This is a genomic window from Gordonia sp. L191 (assembly GCF_030077625.1).
In the GTDB taxonomy this organism is placed as follows: Bacteria; Actinomycetota; Actinomycetes; order Mycobacteriales; family Mycobacteriaceae; genus Gordonia; species Gordonia polyisoprenivorans_A.
Window position 1 is genome coordinate 4,660,974 of record NZ_CP125996.1, and the last position, 22,395, is coordinate 4,683,368.

A 22,395-nucleotide genomic window follows, 5' to 3' on the forward strand; every position below is an offset into this window, starting at 1 on the left:
GTTGATCTACTCGGGAAGCGATTCCGGCGAGAGATTCTCGTCACGACCTTCCGCAATGGCGAGAATGTGCGGATCCTGTTGTCGCCCGGCCGCTTTGTCAGCGGCAAGCACCATTCGTGCCGCGGCGCGCCGAGCAGCCGGGGCAAGAGGAGTGCGCCGGGTGTGTAGATCGCGGCGTGCTGTGGTCATGTGCCCTCCTGTCGATCATTGTCGTTCTGATCGCTCGCATTGTCACGTGTTCGGTGATCGAACAGTCTTGTCCGGCCCCAACTCGAGAACACGTCGGCCTCGGTCTTCGTAACCAGCGGCGACGTCTGCAGCTTTGCCATGACGTCGAACCCCAACACCTGGGCATCGGTGTTATCGGACAAGGTGTGGTCGACAGCCCACGCCGCTCGCCGCCACCACTCCGCTCGTCGGTCAGCATAAGTCCGCTGCAGGATGGTTGCAGTGACGCCCAGAACCCCGACGCCGCCGACCACCAGCGTCACCCACGCTTGAGCTGGCACTCCACCGCCTCCACAGATCTCCGACGCCGAGCAATACACCGCGGCATATCCGCCGCCACGGTACCCGGCCACAGCGTCCACGCCGCCGGACTCCGGACCGTTATCCACAACCCGTCCTGATCGGCCTGCCGCACTGGAAGGCCGCGGCCACCGGCACTACTTCGGCGAGCCCACCCGCGTCCACCGATCGGTTGACCGAGGTGTGGTCATCCGGTGGATCCGCTGCCCGCTCGATCCGGCCATGCTGGATGTCATGGCAATGATCGAGGTCGCAGGACTGACGAAACGCTACGGCGACAAGCAGGTCGTTCGTGGTGTCGATTTCGAGGTGGCGCAGGGCGAGATCTTCGGCATCCTCGGCCCCAACGGCGCGGGCAAGACGACGACGGTCGAGTGCATCGGCGGTCTTCGCAAACGCGACGGCGGGCACGTCCGCGTCGCCGGATTCGACCCGGCCGACGAGGACCGCGGTCTGCGGGAGGCACTCGGAATCCAGTTGCAGGAGAGCCGACTTCCCGACAAGCAGACCGTCGGTGAGGTGATGCGGCTGTATTCGAGTTTCTACGACGCGCCGCGCGACTGGCGGGAACTGCTCGAGCGGCTCGACATGCGCGCACACGAACGCACCTATTTCGCCAAGCTCTCTGGCGGGCAGAAGCAGCGGCTGTCGGTGGCACTGGCGCTCATCGGCAATCCGAAGGTCGCGATCCTCGACGAGCTCACCACCGGCCTCGACCCGAGCGCCCGCCGCGAGGTGTGGGGCCTGCTCGAGGACCTCAAGGACACCGGCGTCACCCTGCTGCTCGTCAGCCACTTCATGGAGGAGGCCGAGCGTCTGTGCGACCGCGTCGCGGTGATCGACGACGGACGGGTCGTCGCGCTCGACACCCCGGCGGAGTTGGCCGCATCGGTCCACGCCGACCAACGAATGTCGTTCGTACCCAACGCCATTGTCGACGTCGACGCTCTGAGCGCGTTACCCGACGTCCACCGCATCGACCACAGCGGCGAGAGGGTGATCGTCACCGGAACCGACAACGTGGCTTCGGCGGTCATCATCGCGCTGCACGAGCGCGGGATCGCCTGCCGCAAGCTGCGCGTCGACCAGCCGAGCCTCGACGACGCCTTCCTGGCGCTCACCACCGCAACCGAGCCCGACCCCTCAACCGACGCCGATACCGACACGACACAAGGAGCCCGACGATGAGCGCCGCCACTGCCATGATCGCCTCGGAAGCCCGACTTCTCGTGCGCAACCCGGGTGTCGTTCTCTGGACGGTGATCCTGCCGGTCGCCGCGGCGATCGTGATCGCCTCCATCCCGTCCGCCCGCAAGCCCGTCGGCTCCTTCGGTGGCCTGAGCACCTTTCAGGTGTACCAGCCCATCCTGGTGCTGTTCGTGCTGTCGATGCTCGCCGTCCAGGCGCTGCCCGACGTCCTCACCCGGTACCGGGAAATGGGTGTGCTCAAACGATTACGCACCACGCCGGTCTCCCCTTTCCTGCTGTTGACCGCCCAGTTCGTGCTCATCATGGGGGTGTCGCTGGTGTGCCTCGCGCTGATCGTGGTGATTCCCGGCATCATCTCCGGCCAATGGCCGCACCGTCTGTTCGGCTTCGTCATCAGCTATCTGCTGTCGTGCTGGGCGTTCCTAGGCCTGGGCATGGTGATCGCGTCGTTGTTCCGTAATGCCAAGGTGGCCGCGGGATTCGGTACCCTCGCGTTCTTCGTGTTGCAGTTCTTTGCGGGCCTGTGGATACCGCGGTCGACGATGCCCGGATGGATGCACACGATCTCGAATCTGACGCCCTCGGGTGCGGGCACCCAGGCACTGGTGGACACGGCGACCACGGGCTGGCCCCCGATCGGCTTCTTCGGCACACTGGTCGTGTGGGGAGCACTCGCCACGATCATCGCGATGCGGACGTTCCAGTGGGAGTAGCCGCGTCGGAGAACCGCGCGGCGCTGCACCCTCGCCCGCGTGGCATCACCCGACGCCGCAACCCACGACCACCGAGCACCCGGCCTCGTAGCATCCTGCTGCATCGCATTCGAGAACGCGAGCCCCACGGGCGGTGGATCGACCGCCCGACCACGCTGACCTGGCCGGATACGTTGCTGCCGCCGCAATCGGAGGTATGGGGGCTGCGCGTACTCAACCTCGCGGGACTGGTGGTCGCCCAACTCGTGCCGGCGACACATCTGCACCATGTGATCGGTGCCGTCCTGATGCTGACGTTGATGGCGTTCACCGAATTCTGGATCCGGATCGACATCTCGCCGATGTGGCGTCGGTTCGCGGTGTTCGGGATCACCACCGCCCTGTTGGCCGCCGCGATCGCCGTGACGCCGATGGCCGGGATCGCGTCATGGGCCGGCTACATGCTCTACGCTTCGCTGTTCACCGGGCCGCCGATGCTGCTGTGCGTCGCCGGCTCGTGTGTGCTCATGACCGCCACCCAGCGCAACGGCTGGCACAACCTTGCCGACCCGTGGTGGGCCTCGGTTCTGTGCTGGGTGCTCAACGTGGTGATCGGCCTGGCGGTGGTGGCCGTCATCGATGCGCGCGAGTCCACCCTGCTGCGTCGTCGGGAACTCACCGACGAGCTGATCGCCGAACGCTCTCGCAATGCCGAACTCCAGCAGGAACTCATCGAGCAGGCCCGCCGCAGTGGTGTCCACGACGAGCGGGCCCGGTTGGCGCGCGAGCTGCACGACACCGTCGCCCAGGGCTTCGTCGCCGTCGTCACCCAGCTTGAATCGATCGACGAGGACGATCTCGCCTCGTTGGTACGCGATCGCGTCGAGAACGCGAAAGCCCTTGCACGCGAAGGGCTCGGCGAGGCACGTCGCGCGGTCAACGCCCTGCAGCCGCTACCGCTGGCCGCCCGGTCCCTGGCCACCGCCCTGCAGGAGCAACTCGCACTGTTCTCCCGACGTCACGACATCGCGGCGACGCTACGGGTCGACGGCTCCCCACGCCCGCTGGTGGGCGACGATGCGCTGCTGCGGATCACCCAGGAATCACTGGCCAACGTGGCCCGTCATTCCGGGGCCACCCAGGTGGTGACGACCCTGACCTACCTCGACGACACCCTGCTGCTCGACATCCGGGACAACGGACGCGGTTTCACCCCCGATAAGACGCGGCGTTGTCCGGACGGCGGTTTCGGGTTGACCGCCATGGCCGAGCGCGCCGCGCTGATCAACGGGACACTCGAGATCGAAGCCGAACCGGGAGCCGGCTGTGTCATCTCGGTGGCGGTACCGTTCCCGGCGTCGACCTGCGAGGGCACGCCGCACTCGGCGGATCGAGCGGAGACGAGGCGATGATGCGCGACGCCAGTGATGCGACGATCAGCATCGTCGTGGTCGACGATCATCCGGTGGTTCGCGACGGTATTCGCGGCATGCTCGAGCGGGAGCCGGGGATGTCGGTGATCGGCGAGGCCGCCGACGGAGCCGAGGCACTCACCACGATCGCCCGGCTGCACCCCGACGTCGTGCTGATGGATCTGCGGATGCCCGGACTCGACGGAGTGGGCGCGATCCGAGTCCTGCGAGCCGAGAACCCGGATACGCCACGGATACTCGTGCTCACCACCTACGACACCGACACCGACATCCGGGCCGCGGTCGACGCAGGTGCCGACGGATACCTTCTCAAGGCGACGCCGCGTGCCGATCTCATCGCGGCGGTACGCCGCGCCGCAGCCGGTCAGAGCGTCCTCGACCCGAGTGCTGCGGCAAGTCTGATGAGCCGCAACCGGTTCGAGGCGCTGACCGAACGCGAATGCGAGGTACTGCGCGCGGTGGCCGGTGGCGGCACCAATCGTCAGGTGGCCGCCGAGCTGATGATCAGTGAGGCCACGGTCAAGACGCACCTGCTGCGGCTCTACCCCAAGCTCGGCGTGAAGGACCGCGCCGCCGCGGTGCGGGTGGCCTTCGAGCGCGGCTTGATCCGCTGAGCGTTTATTCGCTTGCGCCCTCGCCACCCGCCCTGGCAGAGTTCACTCCCGCACGAGGGAGTAGCCGATCGCGGGGTACCGCTGATCATGTTCTGCGCGTTGTACTCTCGTGCATCCATTTAAGGTATGGCTACGGTCCGTGCTACGGCACCGGGGTTCGACTCCCCTTTCGGCACCGTCCCCGGGATCACCGGTGGCCTCGGTCCTGCGGCCACGCGTGGAGGTCTCTCGCGTGGCCCCACCGACCCGCCGCCCGCGGGCGGTGTCCGCCGCCATACACCGCCGCCGAAGGGAGGTTCGCCTTGTCCATCATCACATCCGCATTCGCCACGGTCTCCGTCCCGGCCGGCCATTGCGCTCTCGAATACCGTCGTGGACAACTGTCCCGGACGCTGACACCCGGCCAGTACCATCGACGCCGGACGGCGACCTACACCTGGGTCGACATGCGTGCGCGCGTCATCTCGGTTGCACCGCAGGAGATCCTGACTGCCGAGGGGGTGTCGGTGCGTGTCACGGTGGCGCTGCGCGCGACGATCACCGACCCCGTCGCCTTCGTCGAACAGTCCAACGACCCGTGGTCGGCCATCTACCTCTCGGCTCAAGTTGCGCTGCGCGACGCCTGTGCGTCGGTGTCCCTCGAGGATCTGATGGCACGTGGTGATGCAGTCGACATGGGCGTCGTGCTCGCCGCTGCGCGAACGGTCGGTGCGACCGTGGGTGTGGCCGTCGCCGAGGCGCTGCTCAAGGATGTCATCGTGCCGAGTGAGATCCGTTCGGCGGCAACCGAGCTGATCTCCGCCAAGGCACGCGGCCTGGCCAAGCTGGAGACCGCACGAGCGGAGACGGCTGCGTTGCGCTCACTCGCCAACGCCGGCCGTGTGCTCGACGCACACCCGGCACTGGCACAGTTGCGCCTGGTCCAGGAAGCGCCGTACGGCACCAGGCTGGTGTTGTCGGTGGGTGATGCTGCGCAAGTGGGTGATTCGGCTGCCGCGCCGGTGGCCGACGACAACTGACGCAACCGTCGCCACCGACGACGACACCCGGGGAGGAAAGATTCCTCCCCGGGTGTCTCACTCGTCCCCCCAGAGATTTCCCGCGGACGAAAGCGAAAGTGGGGGAAGAAGATTCTTCCCCCACTTTCGCGTATCGCTCAGCTCATCAAGCGGCTCAGTACTTCTCGCCCTTGTTCGCCTTCTCCACCAGCGAGGCAGGCGGCTCGAACTGCGCGCCATACTTCTTGGCCAGTTCGCGCGAGCGCTCGACGAAGCCGGCCAGGCCGCCCTCGTACTGGTTCATGTACTGCACCACACCGCCGGTCCAGGCCGGGAAGCCGATGCCGAAGATCGAGCCGATGTTGGCGTCGGGCACCGAGGTGATGACGCCTTCCTCGATGCAGCGCGCGGTCTCGACGGCCTCGGCGAAGAGCATGCGCTCCTTGAGGTCCTCGAGCGACTGCTGGCTGCTGCCGGAGTCGAACTTCTCCCGCAGACCCGGCCACAGTCGCACGCGCTTACCGTTCTCGTCGTACTCGTAGAAGCCGGCGCCTTCCTTCTTGCCGGGACGGCCCTGCTCGACGAGGTAATCGATGACGGCGAAGGATCCGTGCTGCGGGAATTCCTTGCCGTCCGCCTCGGCGGCAGCCTGGGATTCCTTGCGGATCTTCTGCATCAGGATGAGATTCAGTTCATCGGACAGCTGCAGCGGCGCGGCCGGGTAACCGGCCTGGGTGCCCGCGTGCTCGACCAGTGCCGGTTCCACACCTTCGCCGACGGCCGCGATGGCCTCGTTGATGAAGGTGCCGATGACCCGGCTGGTGAAGAACCCGCGACTGTCGTTGACCACGATCGGGGTCTTGCGGATCTGCAGGGTGTAGTCGATCACCTTGGCCAGCACCGCATCCGAGGTCTTCTCACCGCGGATGATCTCCACCAGCGGCATCTTGTCGACCGGCGAGAAGAAGTGGATGCCGATGAAGTCTTCCTGGCGCTTGACGCCCTGGGCGAGGATCGTGATCGGCAGCGTCGAGGTGTTCGAGCCGAGCACCGCGTCGGGTTCGACGATGTCCTCGATCTCCTGGAACACCTTGTTCTTCACCTCGACCGACTCGAAGGCCGCCTCGATGACGAGGTCGACACCCTTGAAGTCCGCGGCATCGACGGTCGGCGTGATCCGCGCGAGCAGCGCGTCGCTCTTCTCCTGGGTGGTCTTGCCCCGCGAGAGCGCCTTCTCCTCGAGCTTCTCCGAGTAGGCCTTACCGCGCTTGGCTGCCTCGATGTCGACGTCCTTGAGGACGACCTCGATACCGGCCTTGGCCGAGACGTAGGCGATCGCCGCACCCATCATGCCCGCGCCGATGACGCCGACCTTCTTGGCGGTGTACTTGTCGTAGCCTTCCGGCCGCGAGCCACCGTTGTTGATGTGCTGCAGGTCGAAGAAGAACGCCTTGATCATGTTCTGCGCGACCTGACCGGTCACCAGCGACACGAAGTAGCGGGTCTCGATGATGTCGGCGGTGTCGACGTCGACGTAGGCGCCCTCGATGGCCGCGGCCAGGATGGCGCGCGGAGCCGGCATGTTGGCGCCCTTGATCTGCTTGCGCAGGATCGCCGGGAAGGCGGGCAGGTTGGCCGCGACCGACGGATTGGTGACCGCACCACCGGGCATCTTGTAGCCCTTGACATCCCACGGCTGGACCGCTTCGGGGTTGGCCTTGATCCATTCCTTGGCGGCCGGAACGAGCTCTTCGACCGAACCGACGAGCTCGTCGACCAGACCGGTGTCCTTGGCCTTGGCGGCGTTGAATCGCGGGCCCTGCAGGAGCACGTTCATCAGCGCGGCCTGGAAGCCGAGCAGTCGCACGGTACGCACGACGCCACCGCCACCGGGCAACAGGCCGAGGGTGACCTCGGGCAGGCCGATCTGGACACCCTTGATGTCCGCGGCGATGCGATGGTGGGTGTGCAGCGCGAGCTCGAGGCCACCACCGAGTGCGGCACCGTTGATGGCAGCGACGACCGGCTTGCCGAGGGTCTCGAGCCGACGCAGCACCTTCTTCATGCCGTTGGTGCGCTCGGTGATCGCGGTGGCGATCTCCTCTTTGGTCTGGGTCTGCTCGGCGGTCATGTCCTTGAGGTCGCCGCCGGCGAAGAAGGTCTTCTTCGCCGAGGTGATGACGACACCGGTGATGTCGTCCTTCTCCGCCTCGAGACGATCGACCGTGGCGGCAATCGAGTCCATGAACGTCTGGTTCATGGTGTTGGCGCCCTGGCTCTTGTCGTCCATGGTCAGGATGACGACGCCGTCGGCATCCTTCTCCCAATTGATCATGTTGTCACTCATGGTTTTTCGCAGATTCCTTTGGTGAGGTGGCCGTCAGAGACGCTCGATGATGGTCGCGACGCCCATGCCGCCGCCGATGCACAGGGTGACCAGGCCGTAGCGACCGCCGGTGCGCTCGAGCTCGTCAAGGCAGGTACCGAAGATCATCGCGCCGGTCGCACCGAGCGGGTGACCCATCGCGATCGCGCCGCCGTTGACGTTGACCTTCTCGTGCGGGATCTTCAGATCCTTCATCCACTTCATGACGACCGACGCGAACGCCTCGTTCAGCTCGAACACGTCGATGTCGTCGACGGTCAGACCGGCCTTCTTCAGCGCCAGCTCGGTCGCCGGGGTCGGACCCGTCAGCATGATCGAGGGCTCCGAGCCGACCTCGGCGAAGGCCACGACGCGACCGCGCGGGGTCAGGCCGTTGCGCTTGCCGGCCGCCTCACTGCCCAGCAGCACGACCGCGGCACCGTCGACGATGCCGGAGCTGTTGCCACCGGTGTGGACGTGGTTGATCTTCTCGAGGAAGGGGTACTTCTGCATGATCACGTCGTCGAAGCCGGCCATCTCGGCGAGCGCGGCGAAGGCGGGCTTGAGCTTGCCGAGCGATTCCACGGTGGTGCCCGGACGACGATGCTCGTCGTGATCGAGCACGATGACACCATTGATGTCACGAACCGGAACCACCGACTTGGCGAAGTAGCCACTCGCCCAAGCCTTCTCAGCGCGATTCTGCGACTCCACGGCGTAGCCGTCGACGTCCTCGCGGCTGAAGCCCTCGATGGTGGCGATGGTGTCGGCACCGATGCCCTGCGGGGTGATGTAGTGGTCGTACGCGGTCGCCGGGTCCATGAACAGGGCGCCGCCGTCGGAACCCATCGGGACACGGCTCATCGACTCCACGCCACCGGCGAGGACCAGATCGTCGAAGCCGGAGGCGACCTTCGACGCCGCCATGTTGGTGGCCTCCAGGCCCGACGCGCAGAAGCGGTCGATCTGGGTGCCGGGGACGGTCTCGGGCAGACCGCTGTTGAGAGCCGCGGTGCGGGCGATGACGCCGCCCTGCTCACCGACCGGCGACACGACACCCAAGATCACGTCGTTGATCTCTGCGGGGTCGAGTCCCCCGTGCCGGGCGAGAACCTCGTTGATGATCCCCGATGCGAGATCAACCGGCTTGACGCTGTGCAGCGCTCCGCCGCGCTGCTTGCCACGCGGCGTACGCAACGCCTCGTAGATGAATGCTTGATCGGCCACGATGCTGTGTTCCTTTCACATGAACCGGAGACGGTTACCACGACAGGCTAACGCGGAATAACTTATTTGGCCATACCCTGAGGTCAACACTTGATCTGGACCGGCATTTCTGCGCTATGGTCGATTCACCATGCCTAGCCCGAAGCCCACCCGCGCCCGACCGGCCGACCGCAAGCGGCAGCTCGCCGACCACGCGGCGACGCTGTTCGCCGAGCGCGGCTACACCCAGGTCGCCCTCGCCGACATCGCGCGGGCCGCCGGTGTCACCGCACCCTCGGTCTACCGGCACTTCGCCGACAAGCACGCCTTGCTGTTGGCCGCGGTGATGGGTGGCGTGGACGAGTTGGAGGCGTGCACCGACCGGTTGCTCGACGGCACCGACTCGAGCCCGGAGGAACTCGTCGACGCGGTGTGTTCGATCGGGGTGCGCAGGCCCGCGGCCACGTCACTGTGGCGCTCGGCCAGCCAGCACCTCAGCGAGGAGGAGAACCGGGTGATCGTCCTGCGCATCCGCGGCGTCATGCACCGGTGGGCCGGGGTCCTCGCCGCGGGCACCGGCATGCCCGAGCGCGAGGCCGTCGAATTGTGTTGGGCGACGCTGAGTGTCGCCGGAAGTCTGGGCGTGCACAACGCGCGCCTGTCGGCCACCCGGTCGTTGGCCGAGCTCAAGATCCTCGTGCATCGGCTGATCACCCTGCGACCCGACTCCGCCCCGCCGATGGTGCCGGCGCCGGTGATGTCCGGCGGATCCCGTACCCGCCGCGACGAGATCCTCGACGCCGCAGCCGAATTGTTCGCCCGACGCGGCTATGCCGGTGTGGGCGTGGACGATATCGGTGCCGCGGTGGGGATCACCGGTCCGAGTGTCTACCGGCACTTCAGTTCGAAGCTCGCCATCCTCGTCGGCATCGGCCGGCGCAGCGCCACCCGGTTGGAGGCCGGCGCGATGGCCGCTCATTCGACCACGTCGGACAGCGCGAAACTCCTGTCCCTGCTGGTCGATTCGTACGTCTCGACGCTCACCTCCAGCCCGGACCTGTCGGTCGGCTTCAACAACTCGGCGGTCTTCATCGGCCAGTCCGACGCCGCCGACCTCCTCGACGTCCAACGCAACTACGTCGCCCGCTGGGTCGACCTGATGACACGCACTCATCCCGACCTCGACCGGCCGGAGGCAGGCGTGGCCGTACACGCCGCGCTGTCGATCGTCAACGACGCCGTCCGCGTCCGACGCGGCACCTCGCGCCCCGACTTCCCGGCCCGGATGGCGTATCTGATGAAAGGCGTCCTGGGGGTCTGACGGACGCGGCCCGCCATCGTCCCCGCGACGTCGCCATCGTCACAGCGCGTCGCCACCGTTGCTAGACTCACCGGGACCACGACGACGGGAGCCCGCCCCGATGAGTTCCGCCGCTGACTCCGGTGAGCCACGCTTTTCCCGCGACGAGCTCATCGCCGAGCTGGGAATCTCGCCGGAGTACGCCGAGAGGCTGTGGAACGCCTTCGGTTTCGCGCATCGGACCACGACGGACAAGATCTTCACCCCCGACGAGGTCGACGCCCTGCGGCTTTTCGCCAGTTCCGAGGAGACCCTGCCGGAGCAGGCCCAGATCGCCACCGCCCGGGCGATCGGCCAGACGATGTCGCGGCTGACCGAGTGGCAGGCCGACCAGATCCTGGATCTCGATCGCGATCCCGACGTCCCGTGGACCCGCGAGCAGATGATCGGCGCCATCGACGTCATCCAGCGGTTGATCTGGCGTCGTCACCTCAAGCTCGCGCTCGATCGCGACGTCGCCCGCGACTCCGACGAGAAGCACGATCTCGTGGTCGGTTTCGCCGACATCGTCGGCTACACGAGCCTGTCGCGACGCATCGGGATGGGCGAACTCGAGGATCTGCTCGAGAACTTCGAGGAACGCACCTTCGACATCGTCACCGACCGCGGTGGTCACGTCGTCAAGACCCTCGGAGACGCGGTCATGTTCAGCTTCGACGACAGTGCCGAGGCGGCCGCTGCGGCGCTCGCGATCCAGCGACTCAGTGACGACGGACCGATTCCACCCCTGCGGGTCGGGCTCGCCCGCGGTGCCGTCCTGAGCCGGCTCGGTGACCTCTTCGGTGAACCGGTCAACATCGCTGCGCGACTGTGTGGTTCGGCCCGGCCGGGTACCGTCCTGCTCGACGAGGCCCTGGCCGCCGACCTCACCGACGCCGAACCCTTTCACCTGCGGTCGATCTCACCACTGTCGGTGCGGGGGTATCGCAAGCTGCGAGCCAAGGTTCTCGAGGCCAACAAGTACTACGAGGGCGATCCGGCCGCGCCGTAGACCGAGACCTCGGTGGCCTTCACGCTCAGCACGACGTCGGTGCCCGGACTCAGATCAAGGTCGACGACCGACGCCCAGGTCACCTCGGCCCCGACCCGGTGTGCGCCGCATCGAGTGCGGACCAAAGCCCGATCACCCTGCGGTATCACGTCTTCCACGACTCCGTGCCAACTGTTGCGCGGACTCCCCTGCGGTGGCCGCAGATACACCGCCACCGCGCGAGGCGAGAATGCCGCCGCTGCCCGACCGGCGGCTGCGGATTCGGCCGCGGTACCGACCACCCGGATGCCGTCGTCGGCGACGACGGTATCGACACCACGCAGCTGCCCGACGATCAGGTTCGTTCCGGCCAGTGTCGCCGCGAACGCCGATTCGGGACGGGTGAGCACCGAGGTGGTGGGCCCGGTCTGCACGATGCGGGCGTCGTCGATCACCGCGATCCGATCGGCCAGGCTGACCACGTCGATGAGATCGTGGGTGACCAGCACCGTCATCCCGGCACGGTCGGCGAGGAGATGGCGCATCAGCGAACGCATCTGTTGGGCCACATCGACATCGAGCGCGGCGAACGGCTCGTCGAGCAACAACACCTCGGGTTCGGTGGCCAGCGCCCGAGCGATCGCGACCCGCTGCGCCTGCCCACCGGACAGCCCCGACGGCATGCGGTCGGCGAGGTCGGCGACCCCGACCGCGTCGAGCCAGCGCTGTGCCCGATTCCGGATGTCCTTGCGCGACAACCCGGCCGCCGCCGGGCCGAATTCGACGTTGCGCCGCACCGACAGATGACCGAACAGTCTGGCCTTCTGCTCGAGCAACACCACCGATCGACGGTGTGGTTCCACAAAGGTCCGGTCGCCCTGCAGAATTCGCGATCCGACCGCGACCCGGGAGTCGGGGGTGCGACGCAGGCCCGCCACGATCGACAGCAAGGTCGACTTCCCGGCTCCGTTCGGGCCGATGATGCCGAGGGTGTCGCCGGGCGCGACCTCGATATCGGCGACCAGATCGGGGACAGTGCACCGCACCGATGCTCGAAAACCCTGCTGCTCCAGCGAATTCATAGCCATACCGGTCACGCCGCCACCACGGTCGAGCGTCGCAGGTGGACACCGACGACGATCACCAGGGCCACCACCATCAACACCAGGGCGAGCGGCAACGCCTGACTGGGGTCGTTGATCGCGTCGAGGTAGATCTTGAGCGGTGCGGTCTGCGTGGTTCCGGGAAGGTTCCCGGCGAAGGTGATGGTGGCACCGAACTCGCCGAGCGCACGGGCGAATGCCAGGACCCCACCGGCCAACAATGCCGGACGCGCCATGGGCAGCGTCACCCGCCACAGGGTCCGCGTCGGCGACGCGCCGAGAGTCGCCGCGATCCGCTCGAACCCCTGATCGCCACTGCGCAACGCGCCCTCCACACTGAGTACCAGAAATGGCAGTGCCACAAAGGTTTGCGCGATCACCACCGCCGGAGTGGTGAAGGCCAGCGTGATGCCGACGCGGTCGAGGTACTGTCCGACGAGACCGTATCGACCGAGCGCGTAGAGCAAGGCCACTCCCCCGACCACCGGGGGCAACACCAGCGGCAGCAGCACCAGTGCGCGGACGATCCGCACGACGACGCCGTCGTAGCGGGCGAACACGATGGCCATCGGCACCCCGAGCAGCACGCAGACCACGGTGGACACCACCGCGGTGACCACCCCCAACCGCAGTGCCGCAACGGAATCCGGTGAGGTCACCGAGGAGACGAAGATCCCCCATGGCATCCGCACGATGATCGCCAGGGGCCCGATGAGGATCAGCGCCACCCCCAGCAGGGCGGGCAGATGAATCCATCGGGGAACGCGGCGCATCCGGAGATCGGCGAGGGTCAGTTCGGCGCGACGAAACCGGCGTCGGTGAGGATCTTCTGTCCGGTCTCGCCGAGCACGAAGCTCATGAAATCGGTTGCCTGCTGCTGATGTTTGCTCGCCTTGAGCGTCGCGATCGGATAATTGTTGACGACCTTGGCGAAGGCGGCATCGTCGACCACCGTCACCTTGCCGGGCACCGTCTTCGCGTCGGTGACGTAGACCAGTCCGGCGTCGGCCTCACCGGAGGTGACCTTGGTGAGCACCGCGGTTACCGACGACTCCTCGCTCACCGGCTTGACGTCGACGCCGGTGTTGCGTTCGACCTCCGCGGTGGCCGCACCACAGGGCACCTCCACGGCGCACACCACCGTCCGGATCGACGGATCGGAAAGGCTCGCGAAATCCCGCACCTGCTTGGGATTTCCGTTCGCGGTCACGATCACCAGTGTGTTGCGGGCGAAGACCTGCGGCGCGTTCACGAGACCGCCGAGCTTACCCATGGTCGGTTCGTCGGCGGTCGCGATGACATCGGCGGAGGCACCCTGCTTGATCTGATTCACCAGCGCCGACGACCCGGCGAAGTTCAGCGTGACATCAACGTCGGAATGCTGCTTCTCATAGGCGGTCTCGATCTCGGTGAACGTCTTCTTCAGCGACGCCGCCGCGTAGACCGTCAGCGGGGTCTTGTCGTTGTCGTCGGAAGAACAACCCGCCGCGAGGCCGGTGATGAGCGCTGCGGCGCTCGCCAGGCACGCCAAGCGGGTCACACGTCGAACCGTGGTCATCTGTACTCCTAGTCGGGGGTTATTGGAGAGATCGGGATCAGCTCAAGAGAAATCGCGTCACAGATCCGCGGCCGAACGCTCGACGATGACGGTGGTCGCCTTGACCACCGCGGTCGCCACGACACCTGGCTCCAGTTCGAGTTCGCGGGCCGCCTCGGCGCTCATCAGCGAGGTCACGGCGAACGGCCCGCATTGCAGACCCACCTTGGCCATCACCCCGTCCATCTCGACATCGGTGACCAATCCGGTGAACCGGTTGCGCGCCGAGGTCAGCATCGGCGATGTCGCGGCATCGGCGTGCGCGCGTTCGACGGCGATCTCGGCCAACCGCACCCCGTCGACCGTCGTGACCCCGCCGGCCGACCCGGCAGCGTTGTCGGTGCTCGCGGGTAACGTTCCGGCCGCAATCCATCGCCGCACGGTGTCGTCGCTGACTCCCAGCAGAAGCGCCGCATCACGGATCCGGATCGAGGGCATGGCACGTAGCTTATCCGCAGAATCGGGGAGATCGCCGCTCACCATCCGTATTCGCGGCATTCGACGGGTGTTTGCTCGCTCACCGATGAATTGCGCATGCGCTCGCGGTCCATACCTGCGAACACTGCCGGCGCCGAGAAAATCGCTGGCCAACCCACCCGTTCCGTCTACTAGCGTGGAGAACCATGACCGCAGCACCCTCCTCAGGAGCCGCAACCGGCGACCATCCCGCGATCGAAGCCGTCGATCTGGTCAAGACCTTCGGCGACTTCACCGCCGTCGACGGCGTGTCGTTCTCCGTGGCCCCGGGATCGGTTCTCGGGCTGCTCGGACCCAACGGCGCAGGCAAGACGACGATCGTGCGCATGATGACGACGCTGTCCACCCCGACCAGTGGCACCGCGCGCATCGCCGGTCACGACGTCATCACCGAACCCGACGCGGTGCGCCGGAACATGGGGTTGACCGGGCAGGCCGCCACCGTGGATGAGATCCTCACCGGTCGCGAAAACCTCAAGATGATCGGCGGGCTCTACGGCATCGGCCGTCGCGACCTCGCCCGGCGCAGCGTCGAGCTCCTCGAACAGTTCTCATTGACCGATGCCGCCGACAAACAGGTCCGCTCGTACTCGGGTGGCATGCGCCGACGACTCGACCTGGCCGTGAGCCTCCTGGCCGCACCACCGGTGCTGTTCCTCGACGAACCGACCACCGGCCTCGATCCGCGCAGTCGCAACGAACTGTGGGACGTGTTGCGCGAGTTGGTGAAATCCGGGACCACCTTGTTGCTGACCACCCAGTACCTGGAGGAGGCCGATCAGCTCGCCGACGACATCGTCGTCATCGACCGCGGCGCGATCATCGCCCACGGCACCCCGCTGCAGCTGAAACAACAGGCAGGCGCGGCCAGCGTGGTGATCACCGTCTCCGACGACGCCGACCTCCCGCAAGCACGGGACCTGCTGTCGCGCAGCGGCAACGAGGTCTTCGTCGACGAGAACGCGCGGACCGTCACCACCGCTGCCGCGGGATTGTCGGATCTGACGCGCATCGCCGGCTGGTTCGACGACTCACAGATCGCCGTCGACGACCTCGGCCTGGTTCGTCCGAGCCTCGACGACGTCTTCCTCTCCCTCACCGGCCATCGCGCCGAAGACGCCTCTGCCGACGATGAGTCGGCCAACGAAGGAGCAGCATGACCACCACGAGCGCCTCCACCACCGCAGCCGCCCGTACCGACCGGCCTGCGGTACACCAGACGAATCTGGCGCAGCAGTCCTGGATCATGGTGCGCCGCAATCTCATCCATACCCGACGCATGCCCGAGATGCTGTCGGACGTGACGATTCAGCCGATCATGTTCGTGGTGTTGTTCGCGTTCGTCTTCGGTCCGGCGATCAGCCTGGGCGTCCCCGGGGTGAGCTACAAGGAATATCTGCTGCCCGGCATCATGGGTCAGACGATCGTGTTCACCGCGTTCATCGTCGCCACCGGGATCACCGCCGACCTGGAGAAGGGCATCGTCGACCGATTCCGGTCGTTGCCCATCCGCCGGTCGTCGGTGCTGGTCGGACGCAGCATAGCCAGCCTGATCCACTCCTCGATCGGCATCGTCGTGATGGCCCTGACCGGGCTGATCATCGGATGGCGCATCACCACCTCGGTCGCCGAAGGGGCATTGGGTTTCGCACTGGTGCTGCTCTTCGGTTTCGGCATGATCTGGTTCGGCGTGCTGATCGGCTCGTGGCTGCGCAGCGTCGAGGCCGTCAACGGGTTCATGTTCTCGATCCTGTTCCCGATCACCTTCGTCTCCAACGCCTTCGTGCCCACCCAGAACATGCAGCCGTGGCTGCGGGCGATCGCCGAGTGGAACCCGATGTCGGCGCTGGTGCAGGCGATGCGAGTGCTCTGGGGCAACGGCCCCGACGCCGCAGCCGACGCCGCCTGGCCGTTGCGTCACCCCGAATTGGCAACGCTCATCTGGGCGATCATCCTGACCGCGATCTTCTCCCCGTTCGCATTGCGCAACTACGCCAAGCGCACGGCCGACTGACCCGGCCAGGTCGTCGATCGGGGACCGTCGCCCCCATCCATCCCGATGGGCGACGTGCTTACCACCGATGGTCGAGGTGCGCAGGAGCGATAGCGACGAAGCCTCGAGACCCCTTGCGCCGACGCCGATTCCGACCCAGCACCAACCGACGGCGGTCTCGAGGCTCCTCGCCCCAGGGGCTCGTCACACCTCGACCAACGATCAGGGGAGACCATCGATCCGGGGGGCACCCCGACCACCCAACCATCGACCGGCCCCCCACCCCGATGGTCGAGGTGCGTAGGAGCGATAGCGACGAAGCCTCGAGACCCCTTGTGCCGAGGCTGTTTCCGAATTACTCCGTGACCGCGAGCGCGGCGAGCGGATCGCTGTAGACGGCGTCGAGGGAGACCGCACCGGCCGCCTGTTGCTGCACCGTCGTGCCCGAATGCGAGACGCGCACATCACGGTTGGGGACCACCGAGGTCTCCCGCAGCGATCCGGCGACGACGGGCAGGGTCGTCGGGTAGTCGGTGAAGGCCTGCCCACCGAGGATGACGTGATCGGGGTTGAAGATGTCGGCGATCAGCGCCACCGTACGACCGAGTACCTGTGCTCGCTCCTCGAGCAGGGCGCGGGCGGTCGCGTCACCGCTACGGGCCATCGCCACCACTCCCTCGATGTCGTTGACCGGCAGATTCAGCGATTGCGCCGCCTCGACGACGCCGGTATCCGACACGGTGGGCTCCAGCCGACCGGTGCGGTTCGGGTCGAGGAGCGTGGTACCCGACGCAGGGAAGTGCCCGATCACCGGCGGCCCACCGGCAGGGGTGTGCACGGTGCCATCGACGCTGAACGCGATACCGACCATCTCGCGGGCATAGAAGTACAGGAAGCTCGACCGCTGATCGGCGTCGGACCCGCTGGGGTTCACGACGAGCTCGGCGGCTGCCATGGCCTCCACATGCGAGGCCACCGACACCGGCAGACCCACCGACTCGGCGATGACCTGCCCGACGGGAGCGTTCTCCCAGCCCAGGCGTGGATGATCGACGAATCCGCCCGACGACACGCGGCCGCCGACGGCGACGCCGGCCCACAGGACGCGACGAGAGGTCCAGCGTCCGAGGAAGCGCTGGGCGCTCTCGCCGATCGCAGCGAGCGTCTGTTCCGGGGTATCGGCGATCGGGGTGGGGATCTGGATCGCGCCGACGACACGGTGGAGCAGATCGTGGGTGGTGATGGAGGTGACCTTGTATCCGATGTGGATACCCAGGGTCAGAAACGTCGAGACATTGAGTTCGAAGGGCAGTCGCGGCCGCCCGATGGCGCCGGCCGGTGCGAGATCGGCACGTTCACGCAGCAGTCCGGCCTTGAGCAGTGCGCCGACCTGTCGGTTCACCGTCGAGATCGACAGTCCGGTGAGTTCGGCGGCCTCGTCCCGGAACACCGGCCCCGAGAGTCGGGCGGTGCGCAGCACCAGCGCAGAGGGCTTGGTGGAGAGTTCGAGTTGCGGGGTCGCTACGTGGATGCCTCGACCCCCCTTGCGCAGCGCCCGCGTATCGACCCGGGCGGAACCACCGGGGATCGGACGGGGCCGGACGATGCGCGGCGAGGCGGACGTCGGAGCGGCGGTGCGGGTGCGGTGGTCGATCGTTGCGGTCATGAGTGAATGTGTCCTCGTGAATGTGCCACAGGCTGCCATCGGCGTCCAACGGTCGAGTGTCTCGACGGGGGCTGCGGCGCCGAGGCTTTCAGCACCGCGAATGGCGTTGTTGTGGGAAGGGTTGTCAAAGAGACGAAGGAGATCGCGGGCGTCGGGAAAGCACGCTGAGAGACTCGGCGATCAGGACATTCGACAACAACACAGGACACGAGCGAACGGCAGACGACAACCCAGGGCGGTGATCATGTAGGTCACCTCCGGGATGCGGCTGTTCTCGCTGCACGTCATGGACCTCAAGCTAGCAATCGGCGCACCGCATCCGCAAGCTCGCACGTGCACACGTCACACCTCGGCAACACGCGCCCTGACCTGCACACATGGGCGCTCACGGGCGATGATAGGCCGACCGTGGTGCGTCGAACCAGGTTTGACGCACGCCGCACAAAAGTCGCCGGGGCCCGCCACCGCGTCGTGAGTCTGCCAATCGCCTGGAAGCTGTCGGGGGGTCGTCGTAGCCTTGTCTGCATGTCCGTCACCCCCGCCACTCCCCCGGCGACGACTCTGTCCTCCGGCCCCACCGACGCCGAGTTCCTGGCGGCCACCGAGCCCTTCCGCCGCGAGATCATCGCCCACTGCTACCGCATGATGGGGTCGCATCACGACGCCGAAGACCTCACCCAGGAAACCTATCTACGCGCGTGGCGGGGGTATGCGAAGTTCGACCGGCGCGCGTCGGTCCGCACCTGGCTGCACAAGATCGCCACCAACACCTGCTTGACGGCGCTGGGCAGCAGCCAGCGTCGCCCGTTGCCGTCCGGACTCGGCGGCGACGCTTACGACCCCACCGACACCCTCACCCAGGACCACGAGGTCCCCTGGCTCGAGCCGTACGCCGGCACGGTTGACGAGATCACGCCGGGCGACGACGCCGACCCCGCCTATGTCGTCGGGGCGCGCGAATCCATTCGTCTCGCGTTCATCGCCGCCCTGCAACATTTGCCCGAGCGTCAGCGCGCTGTTCTGATCCTGCGGGATGTGTTGCAGTGGAAGGCAGCCGAGGTCGCCGAGACCATCGGCGTCACCACCGCCACCGTCAACAGCCTACTCCAACGCGCTCGGGAGCAGCTGAAAAATGTTCGCGTCGAAGAGGATTCGAAGTCCACACTCGATGACGACGCGAAGCGCGAGTTACTCGCCAAGTACGTGTCGGCCTTCGAACGCTACGACGTTGACGCCATTGTCGACATGTTCACCGATTCCTCGATCTGGGAGATGCCGCCGTTCACCGGTTGGTATCTCGGTGGCGAAGCCATCGGCACGCTCATCCGCGGCAATTGCCCTGCCGAGAAGGCAGGCGACCAGATCCTGCTGCCCACCATCGCCAACGGGCAGTTCGCCTTCGGTTTGTACATGCGCGAGCCCGACGGCGTCCATCGGCCGTTCCAGCTACAGGTTCTCGAGTTCGACCCCGAAGCCCGTGCGGTCGCCCACGTCGTCGCCTTCTTCAGCGAGACCCTGGAGCAGGACTTCGCCCGCTTCGGGCTCCCTGCCACCCCGTACGACGCTCCTGCCGCAAGCATCCCCAGCGCTTTTCACCAGCCGGACTGAGTCACCAACCCGTCAGGCGATGTTCTCCGACGCCGCACCATCTCGCCGCGGGCGCCCGCGACCCTTCGCCCGGTACATGGCCTGATCGGCTTGTTCCATCAGCTGGTCGAACAGGTTGGCCGACAACGGCTCTGCAGCGGTGGCGATTCCGGTGGACACCGTGATCGGCGGATCGGGGAACGCACTGATGGCGCGGGCGGCGGCCCGAGCGCATGCCCGGAACCGGTGATCGCCGACCCGGCCGATGACCACGAATTCGTCACCACCGACACGCGCGATGAGTGCCTCGGGACCGAAGACCTCGGTGAGTGCCGCGGCCACCCGGGTGAGCACGGCGTCGCCGGCACCGTGCCCGAAAGTGTCGTTGACATGTTTGAAGTCGTCGACGTCGACCAACATCACGCCACACGCATCACCGATAACCGGGTGCGCCACTGACTCGGCGTCTTGGCGCGCCAGATGGTCGTCGAGGCCACGGCGGTTGGCGACGCCGGTCAACGGATCGCACAGCGAGTCGTCGGCGTTCGTCCGCATCACCCAGTAGGCGAACTGCACGACCGGCAGGCCCGCACATACCATCATCTCCCCCAATGCCTTCGGCATCCCGACCCCGACGAGCACGGCGATACCCTGCTCCCGGCCCAGCAAGATCAGCAGGACCACGAGCACCACGCCCGTGACGGTGAAATGGAAGGCCTGCACGCTCGGGGTGGAGAACAGTGCCACCACGATGCCGAGGACGGCGAAGAACGAGATGCCGGCGATACCGGTGATGCGGTCGGAGTGTTGCAGGCAGGCGGCGCCGATGGTGATGTCCCCGACGATGACCAGCCCGACGATCTCCCGCTGGCTCGGCCACGGCCCCAACCACCGCAGCGCCCACGGCACTCCCACCGCCGCGCAGATCCACATGACCAACCGGCTGCTCGAGTAGGCCAGTTGCGCGCCCACGATCGCATTGAACAGCACCGCCAGAGCCATCACCAGCCCGCCGAGGGCACAGCAGTACGCCAGAAATCGTCCCCACCCGCGCCGCGCGCAAAACTCGCGTAGCCACCGGCCCTCGTCGCCGGAGCGTGACCATTCGCGAATGAGGTCACGAACCGGCCGGCGACCGACTCCACTCTGTTGTTGCCCTGCGTGCGACTTGCCTGTGTGCGTCTTCTCCACCTCACAGTCCTCCCCACCGCATCCTGAGTTCACCCCGAACCTTCGCGGTTCACTGAAACAAAGAGTCGCGTTCGGCAGGCGCAACGTTACTGCCGAGTCAGCTATCGGTCATTCGCTTCGGCAACCCAGCTCGCCGGCGATCTGCGCGCCGTCCATCCACACGAACTCCCAGGCGTGCCCGTCGGGGTCGCAGAAACTGCGGGCATACATGAAGCCGAGGTCGTCGGCGTCGCGCAGCCGCGTGGCCCCGGCGTCGAACGCCGCATCGGCACATCGGTCCACCTCTGTCCGCGACGACGCCGACAACGCCAGGACCGCCTCTCTTCCGGCACGCAGATCAGCCACCGGCGACGAGGCGTAGCCGCAGAAACGGTTGCGGCGGTGCATGATCACCATCGTCTGCTCATTCACTGGCATGCAGAGGGTGGACGCATCGCAAAACATCTCGTCGAAGTCGAAACCGAGCCTGCAGAAGAACTCCCGCGATCGCGAGACGTCGGCGACCGGCAGATTGACGAACATCATCGGCACCACCACCGGACGCCCGGCGTGGAGCCGCACCGCGCGGAGCATGGTGTCGGGGAATCGCACATGTGCATCGTCACCAAGGACTGACCCGCCGGCACCCGCGAAGTCATCGCCGACCCTCGAGGTCCCCGACACCGAGGCCACCAATAGGCTCGCTTCATGGGTGTCATCTATCTGGTGCGGCACGGTCAGGCCGACCCGCAGGCATACGGGATCGTCGGGTCGCAAGCCTCGAGCGCCTCCGGCGAGGTCGGCGGTCTCACCCCGACCGGGATCGTGCAGGCCGGTCTCACCGGCGATCTCCTGGCCGCACAGACGGTACGGATCACGACTGCCTTCTGCGGCGATCTGCCGCGTCAGCGCGACACCCTCGCCGGGGTGCTGAGCCGCTTCGACGACGCCCCCGAGGCGGTCATCGACCCCCGCTGGAACGAGTACGCGCTGCCGGCCCTAGTGGGCGAGGCGAGCGCAGCGGAGTTCGCCGACGGTCGCAACTATCAGAAACGGCTCGACGATTCACTGTCGGCCTGGATCGATCGCGACGGCACCCCGGATGTCGCGCACGACGGCAGCGGCGAGACCTACCGCGCATTCCGCGAGCGGGTGGACGCCGCCGGACACGACGCCGCCGCGCGCGCGGGCAGCGGCCAGACGGTGCTGGTGGTGTCCTCGGCGGGCGTGATCGCCCAGTGGATCGCCGACCTGTGGGATGTGCCCCCGCAGCGGTGGCCCGCGGTCGCACGCGCGATGATCAACGCGTCGGTGACCAAGCTGATCGTCGGACGCCGCGGCGTCTCGGTGGTCTCGTTCAACGAACACACCCACCTCGACGACCGCGACGGCGGCGTCGCGACCTTCCGGTAGGGGCCTACCCCCAC

22 protein-coding genes are annotated in these 22,395 nt (G+C 66.8%); 11 read left to right on the top strand and 11 right to left on the bottom strand.

What is annotated here, in order from left to right; all coding sequences use genetic code 11:
* Positions 1 to 6: 6 nt before the first annotated feature.
* Both QNM97_RS21040 and QNM97_RS21045 read right to left on the bottom strand, forming a co-directional pair.
* Positions 7 to 189 carry a hypothetical protein gene (locus QNM97_RS21040; RefSeq protein ID WP_283820172.1) on the bottom strand — a complete coding sequence of 61 codons (183 nt, stop codon included), beginning with the start codon at positions 187 to 189 and terminating at the stop codon, positions 7 to 9.
* Positions 186 to 491 carry a hypothetical protein gene (locus tag QNM97_RS21045; protein ID WP_283820173.1) on the bottom strand — a complete coding sequence of 102 codons (306 nt, stop codon included), beginning with the start codon at positions 489 to 491 and terminating at the stop codon, positions 186 to 188. The genes QNM97_RS21040 and QNM97_RS21045 overlap by 4 nt, the downstream gene beginning before the upstream one ends.
* Positions 492 to 762: 271 nt before the next feature.
* On the opposite strand from QNM97_RS21045, the gene QNM97_RS21050 reads away from it, so the two are divergent.
* The 5 genes from QNM97_RS21050 (at position 763) to QNM97_RS21070 (ending at position 5,495) form a co-directional block, all read left to right on the top strand.
* Positions 763 to 1,716, top strand: a complete 954-nt coding sequence (locus QNM97_RS21050) for an ABC transporter ATP-binding protein (protein ID WP_208793874.1) — start codon at positions 763 to 765, stop codon at positions 1,714 to 1,716.
* Positions 1,713 to 2,450, top strand: coding sequence for an ABC transporter permease (locus tag QNM97_RS21055; RefSeq protein ID WP_283820174.1), 738 nt, complete (start codon positions 1,713 to 1,715; stop codon positions 2,448 to 2,450). The genes QNM97_RS21050 and QNM97_RS21055 overlap by 4 nt, the downstream gene beginning before the upstream one ends.
* Before the next feature lie 173 nt (positions 2,451 to 2,623).
* Complete coding sequence (locus QNM97_RS21060) at positions 2,624 to 3,841, top strand: sensor histidine kinase (RefSeq protein ID WP_502875066.1); 1,218 nt, start codon at positions 2,624 to 2,626, stop codon at positions 3,839 to 3,841.
* Positions 3,841 to 4,476: a response regulator gene (locus QNM97_RS21065; RefSeq protein WP_283820176.1), complete on the top strand. Its 636-nt coding sequence runs from the start codon at positions 3,841 to 3,843 to the stop codon at positions 4,474 to 4,476. Before QNM97_RS21060 ends, QNM97_RS21065 begins: the two co-directional genes overlap by 1 nt.
* Positions 4,477 to 4,778: 302 nt before the next feature.
* Positions 4,779 to 5,495, top strand: a complete 717-nt coding sequence (locus tag QNM97_RS21070; RefSeq protein ID WP_283820177.1) for a slipin family protein — start codon at positions 4,779 to 4,781, stop codon at positions 5,493 to 5,495.
* A gap of 154 nt (positions 5,496 to 5,649) precedes the next feature.
* On the opposite strand, the gene QNM97_RS21075 is transcribed toward QNM97_RS21070, so the two are convergent.
* Entirely contained in the window at positions 5,650 to 7,821 is a 2,172-nt protein-coding gene (locus QNM97_RS21075; RefSeq protein ID WP_283820178.1) for a 3-hydroxyacyl-CoA dehydrogenase NAD-binding domain-containing protein, read from the bottom strand.
* A 33-nt stretch (positions 7,822 to 7,854) separates the two neighbouring features.
* Positions 7,855 to 9,066 (bottom strand): acetyl-CoA C-acetyltransferase, encoded by a 1,212-nt coding sequence (locus QNM97_RS21080; protein ID WP_208793871.1) that lies wholly within the window; start codon positions 9,064 to 9,066, stop codon positions 7,855 to 7,857.
* Between the two features lie 130 nt (positions 9,067 to 9,196).
* On the opposite strand from QNM97_RS21080, the gene QNM97_RS21085 reads away from it, so the two are divergent.
* Positions 9,197 to 10,366, top strand: a complete 1,170-nt coding sequence (locus tag QNM97_RS21085) for a TetR/AcrR family transcriptional regulator (protein WP_283820179.1) — start codon at positions 9,197 to 9,199, stop codon at positions 10,364 to 10,366.
* Positions 10,367 to 10,466: 100 nt separating this feature from the next.
* Positions 10,467 to 11,396: an adenylate/guanylate cyclase domain-containing protein gene (locus QNM97_RS21090; protein WP_283820180.1), complete on the top strand. Its 930-nt coding sequence runs from the start codon at positions 10,467 to 10,469 to the stop codon at positions 11,394 to 11,396.
* On the opposite strand, the gene QNM97_RS21095 is transcribed toward QNM97_RS21090, so the two are convergent.
* From QNM97_RS21095 to QNM97_RS21110, 4 genes are read right to left on the bottom strand one after another with little or no spacing between them, the layout of a single operon-like run.
* A complete protein-coding gene (locus tag QNM97_RS21095; RefSeq protein ID WP_502874946.1) occupies positions 11,369 to 12,472 on the bottom strand; it encodes a sulfate/molybdate ABC transporter ATP-binding protein in 1,104 nt (367 codons plus the stop codon). The genes QNM97_RS21090 and QNM97_RS21095 overlap by 28 nt on opposite strands.
* Positions 12,469 to 13,251, bottom strand: coding sequence for an ABC transporter permease (locus tag QNM97_RS21100; protein ID WP_283820181.1), 783 nt, complete (start codon positions 13,249 to 13,251; stop codon positions 12,469 to 12,471). The genes QNM97_RS21095 and QNM97_RS21100 overlap by 4 nt, the downstream gene beginning before the upstream one ends.
* Positions 13,252 to 13,268: 17 nt before the next feature.
* Positions 13,269 to 14,036, bottom strand: a complete 768-nt coding sequence (gene modA, locus QNM97_RS21105) for a molybdate ABC transporter substrate-binding protein (RefSeq protein ID WP_283820182.1) — start codon at positions 14,034 to 14,036, stop codon at positions 13,269 to 13,271.
* Between the two features lie 57 nt (positions 14,037 to 14,093).
* On the bottom strand, positions 14,094 to 14,513 hold the full coding sequence (locus tag QNM97_RS21110; RefSeq protein WP_283820183.1) for a TOBE domain-containing protein: 420 nt from the start codon (positions 14,511 to 14,513) through the stop codon (positions 14,094 to 14,096).
* Positions 14,514 to 14,698: 185 nt separating this feature from the next.
* On the opposite strand from QNM97_RS21110, the gene QNM97_RS21115 reads away from it, so the two are divergent.
* Together QNM97_RS21115 and QNM97_RS21120 are read left to right on the top strand one after the other, a co-directional pair.
* On the top strand, positions 14,699 to 15,712 hold the full coding sequence (locus QNM97_RS21115; RefSeq protein ID WP_283820184.1) for an ATP-binding cassette domain-containing protein: 1,014 nt from the start codon (positions 14,699 to 14,701) through the stop codon (positions 15,710 to 15,712).
* Positions 15,709 to 16,566, top strand: coding sequence for an ABC transporter permease (locus tag QNM97_RS21120; RefSeq protein WP_283820185.1), 858 nt, complete (start codon positions 15,709 to 15,711; stop codon positions 16,564 to 16,566). Before QNM97_RS21115 ends, QNM97_RS21120 begins: the two co-directional genes overlap by 4 nt.
* Positions 16,567 to 16,900: 334 nt before the next feature.
* On the opposite strand, the gene QNM97_RS21125 is transcribed toward QNM97_RS21120, so the two are convergent.
* Positions 16,901 to 18,211: an ROK family protein gene (locus QNM97_RS21125; protein ID WP_283820186.1), complete on the bottom strand. Its 1,311-nt coding sequence runs from the start codon at positions 18,209 to 18,211 to the stop codon at positions 16,901 to 16,903.
* 525 nt (positions 18,212 to 18,736) lie between these two features.
* Between QNM97_RS21125 and QNM97_RS21130 the strand changes: the two genes are divergently transcribed.
* Positions 18,737 to 19,819: a sigma-70 family RNA polymerase sigma factor gene (locus tag QNM97_RS21130; RefSeq protein WP_283820187.1), complete on the top strand. Its 1,083-nt coding sequence runs from the start codon at positions 18,737 to 18,739 to the stop codon at positions 19,817 to 19,819.
* Between the two features lie 12 nt (positions 19,820 to 19,831).
* On the opposite strand, the gene QNM97_RS21135 is transcribed toward QNM97_RS21130, so the two are convergent.
* Both QNM97_RS21135 and QNM97_RS21140 read right to left on the bottom strand, forming a co-directional pair.
* The gene (locus QNM97_RS21135; protein ID WP_283820188.1) at positions 19,832 to 20,989 is read right to left on the bottom strand and encodes a GGDEF domain-containing protein; all 1,158 of its coding nucleotides are present in this window, start codon (positions 20,987 to 20,989) and stop codon (positions 19,832 to 19,834) included.
* A 108-nt stretch (positions 20,990 to 21,097) separates the two neighbouring features.
* Positions 21,098 to 21,514 (bottom strand): VOC family protein, encoded by a 417-nt coding sequence (locus tag QNM97_RS21140; RefSeq protein WP_283823275.1) that lies wholly within the window; start codon positions 21,512 to 21,514, stop codon positions 21,098 to 21,100.
* A gap of 162 nt (positions 21,515 to 21,676) precedes the next feature.
* On the opposite strand from QNM97_RS21140, the gene QNM97_RS21145 reads away from it, so the two are divergent.
* Positions 21,677 to 22,381, top strand: a complete 705-nt coding sequence (locus tag QNM97_RS21145) for a histidine phosphatase family protein (protein WP_283820189.1) — start codon at positions 21,677 to 21,679, stop codon at positions 22,379 to 22,381.
* Positions 22,382 to 22,395 lie beyond the last annotated feature (14 nt).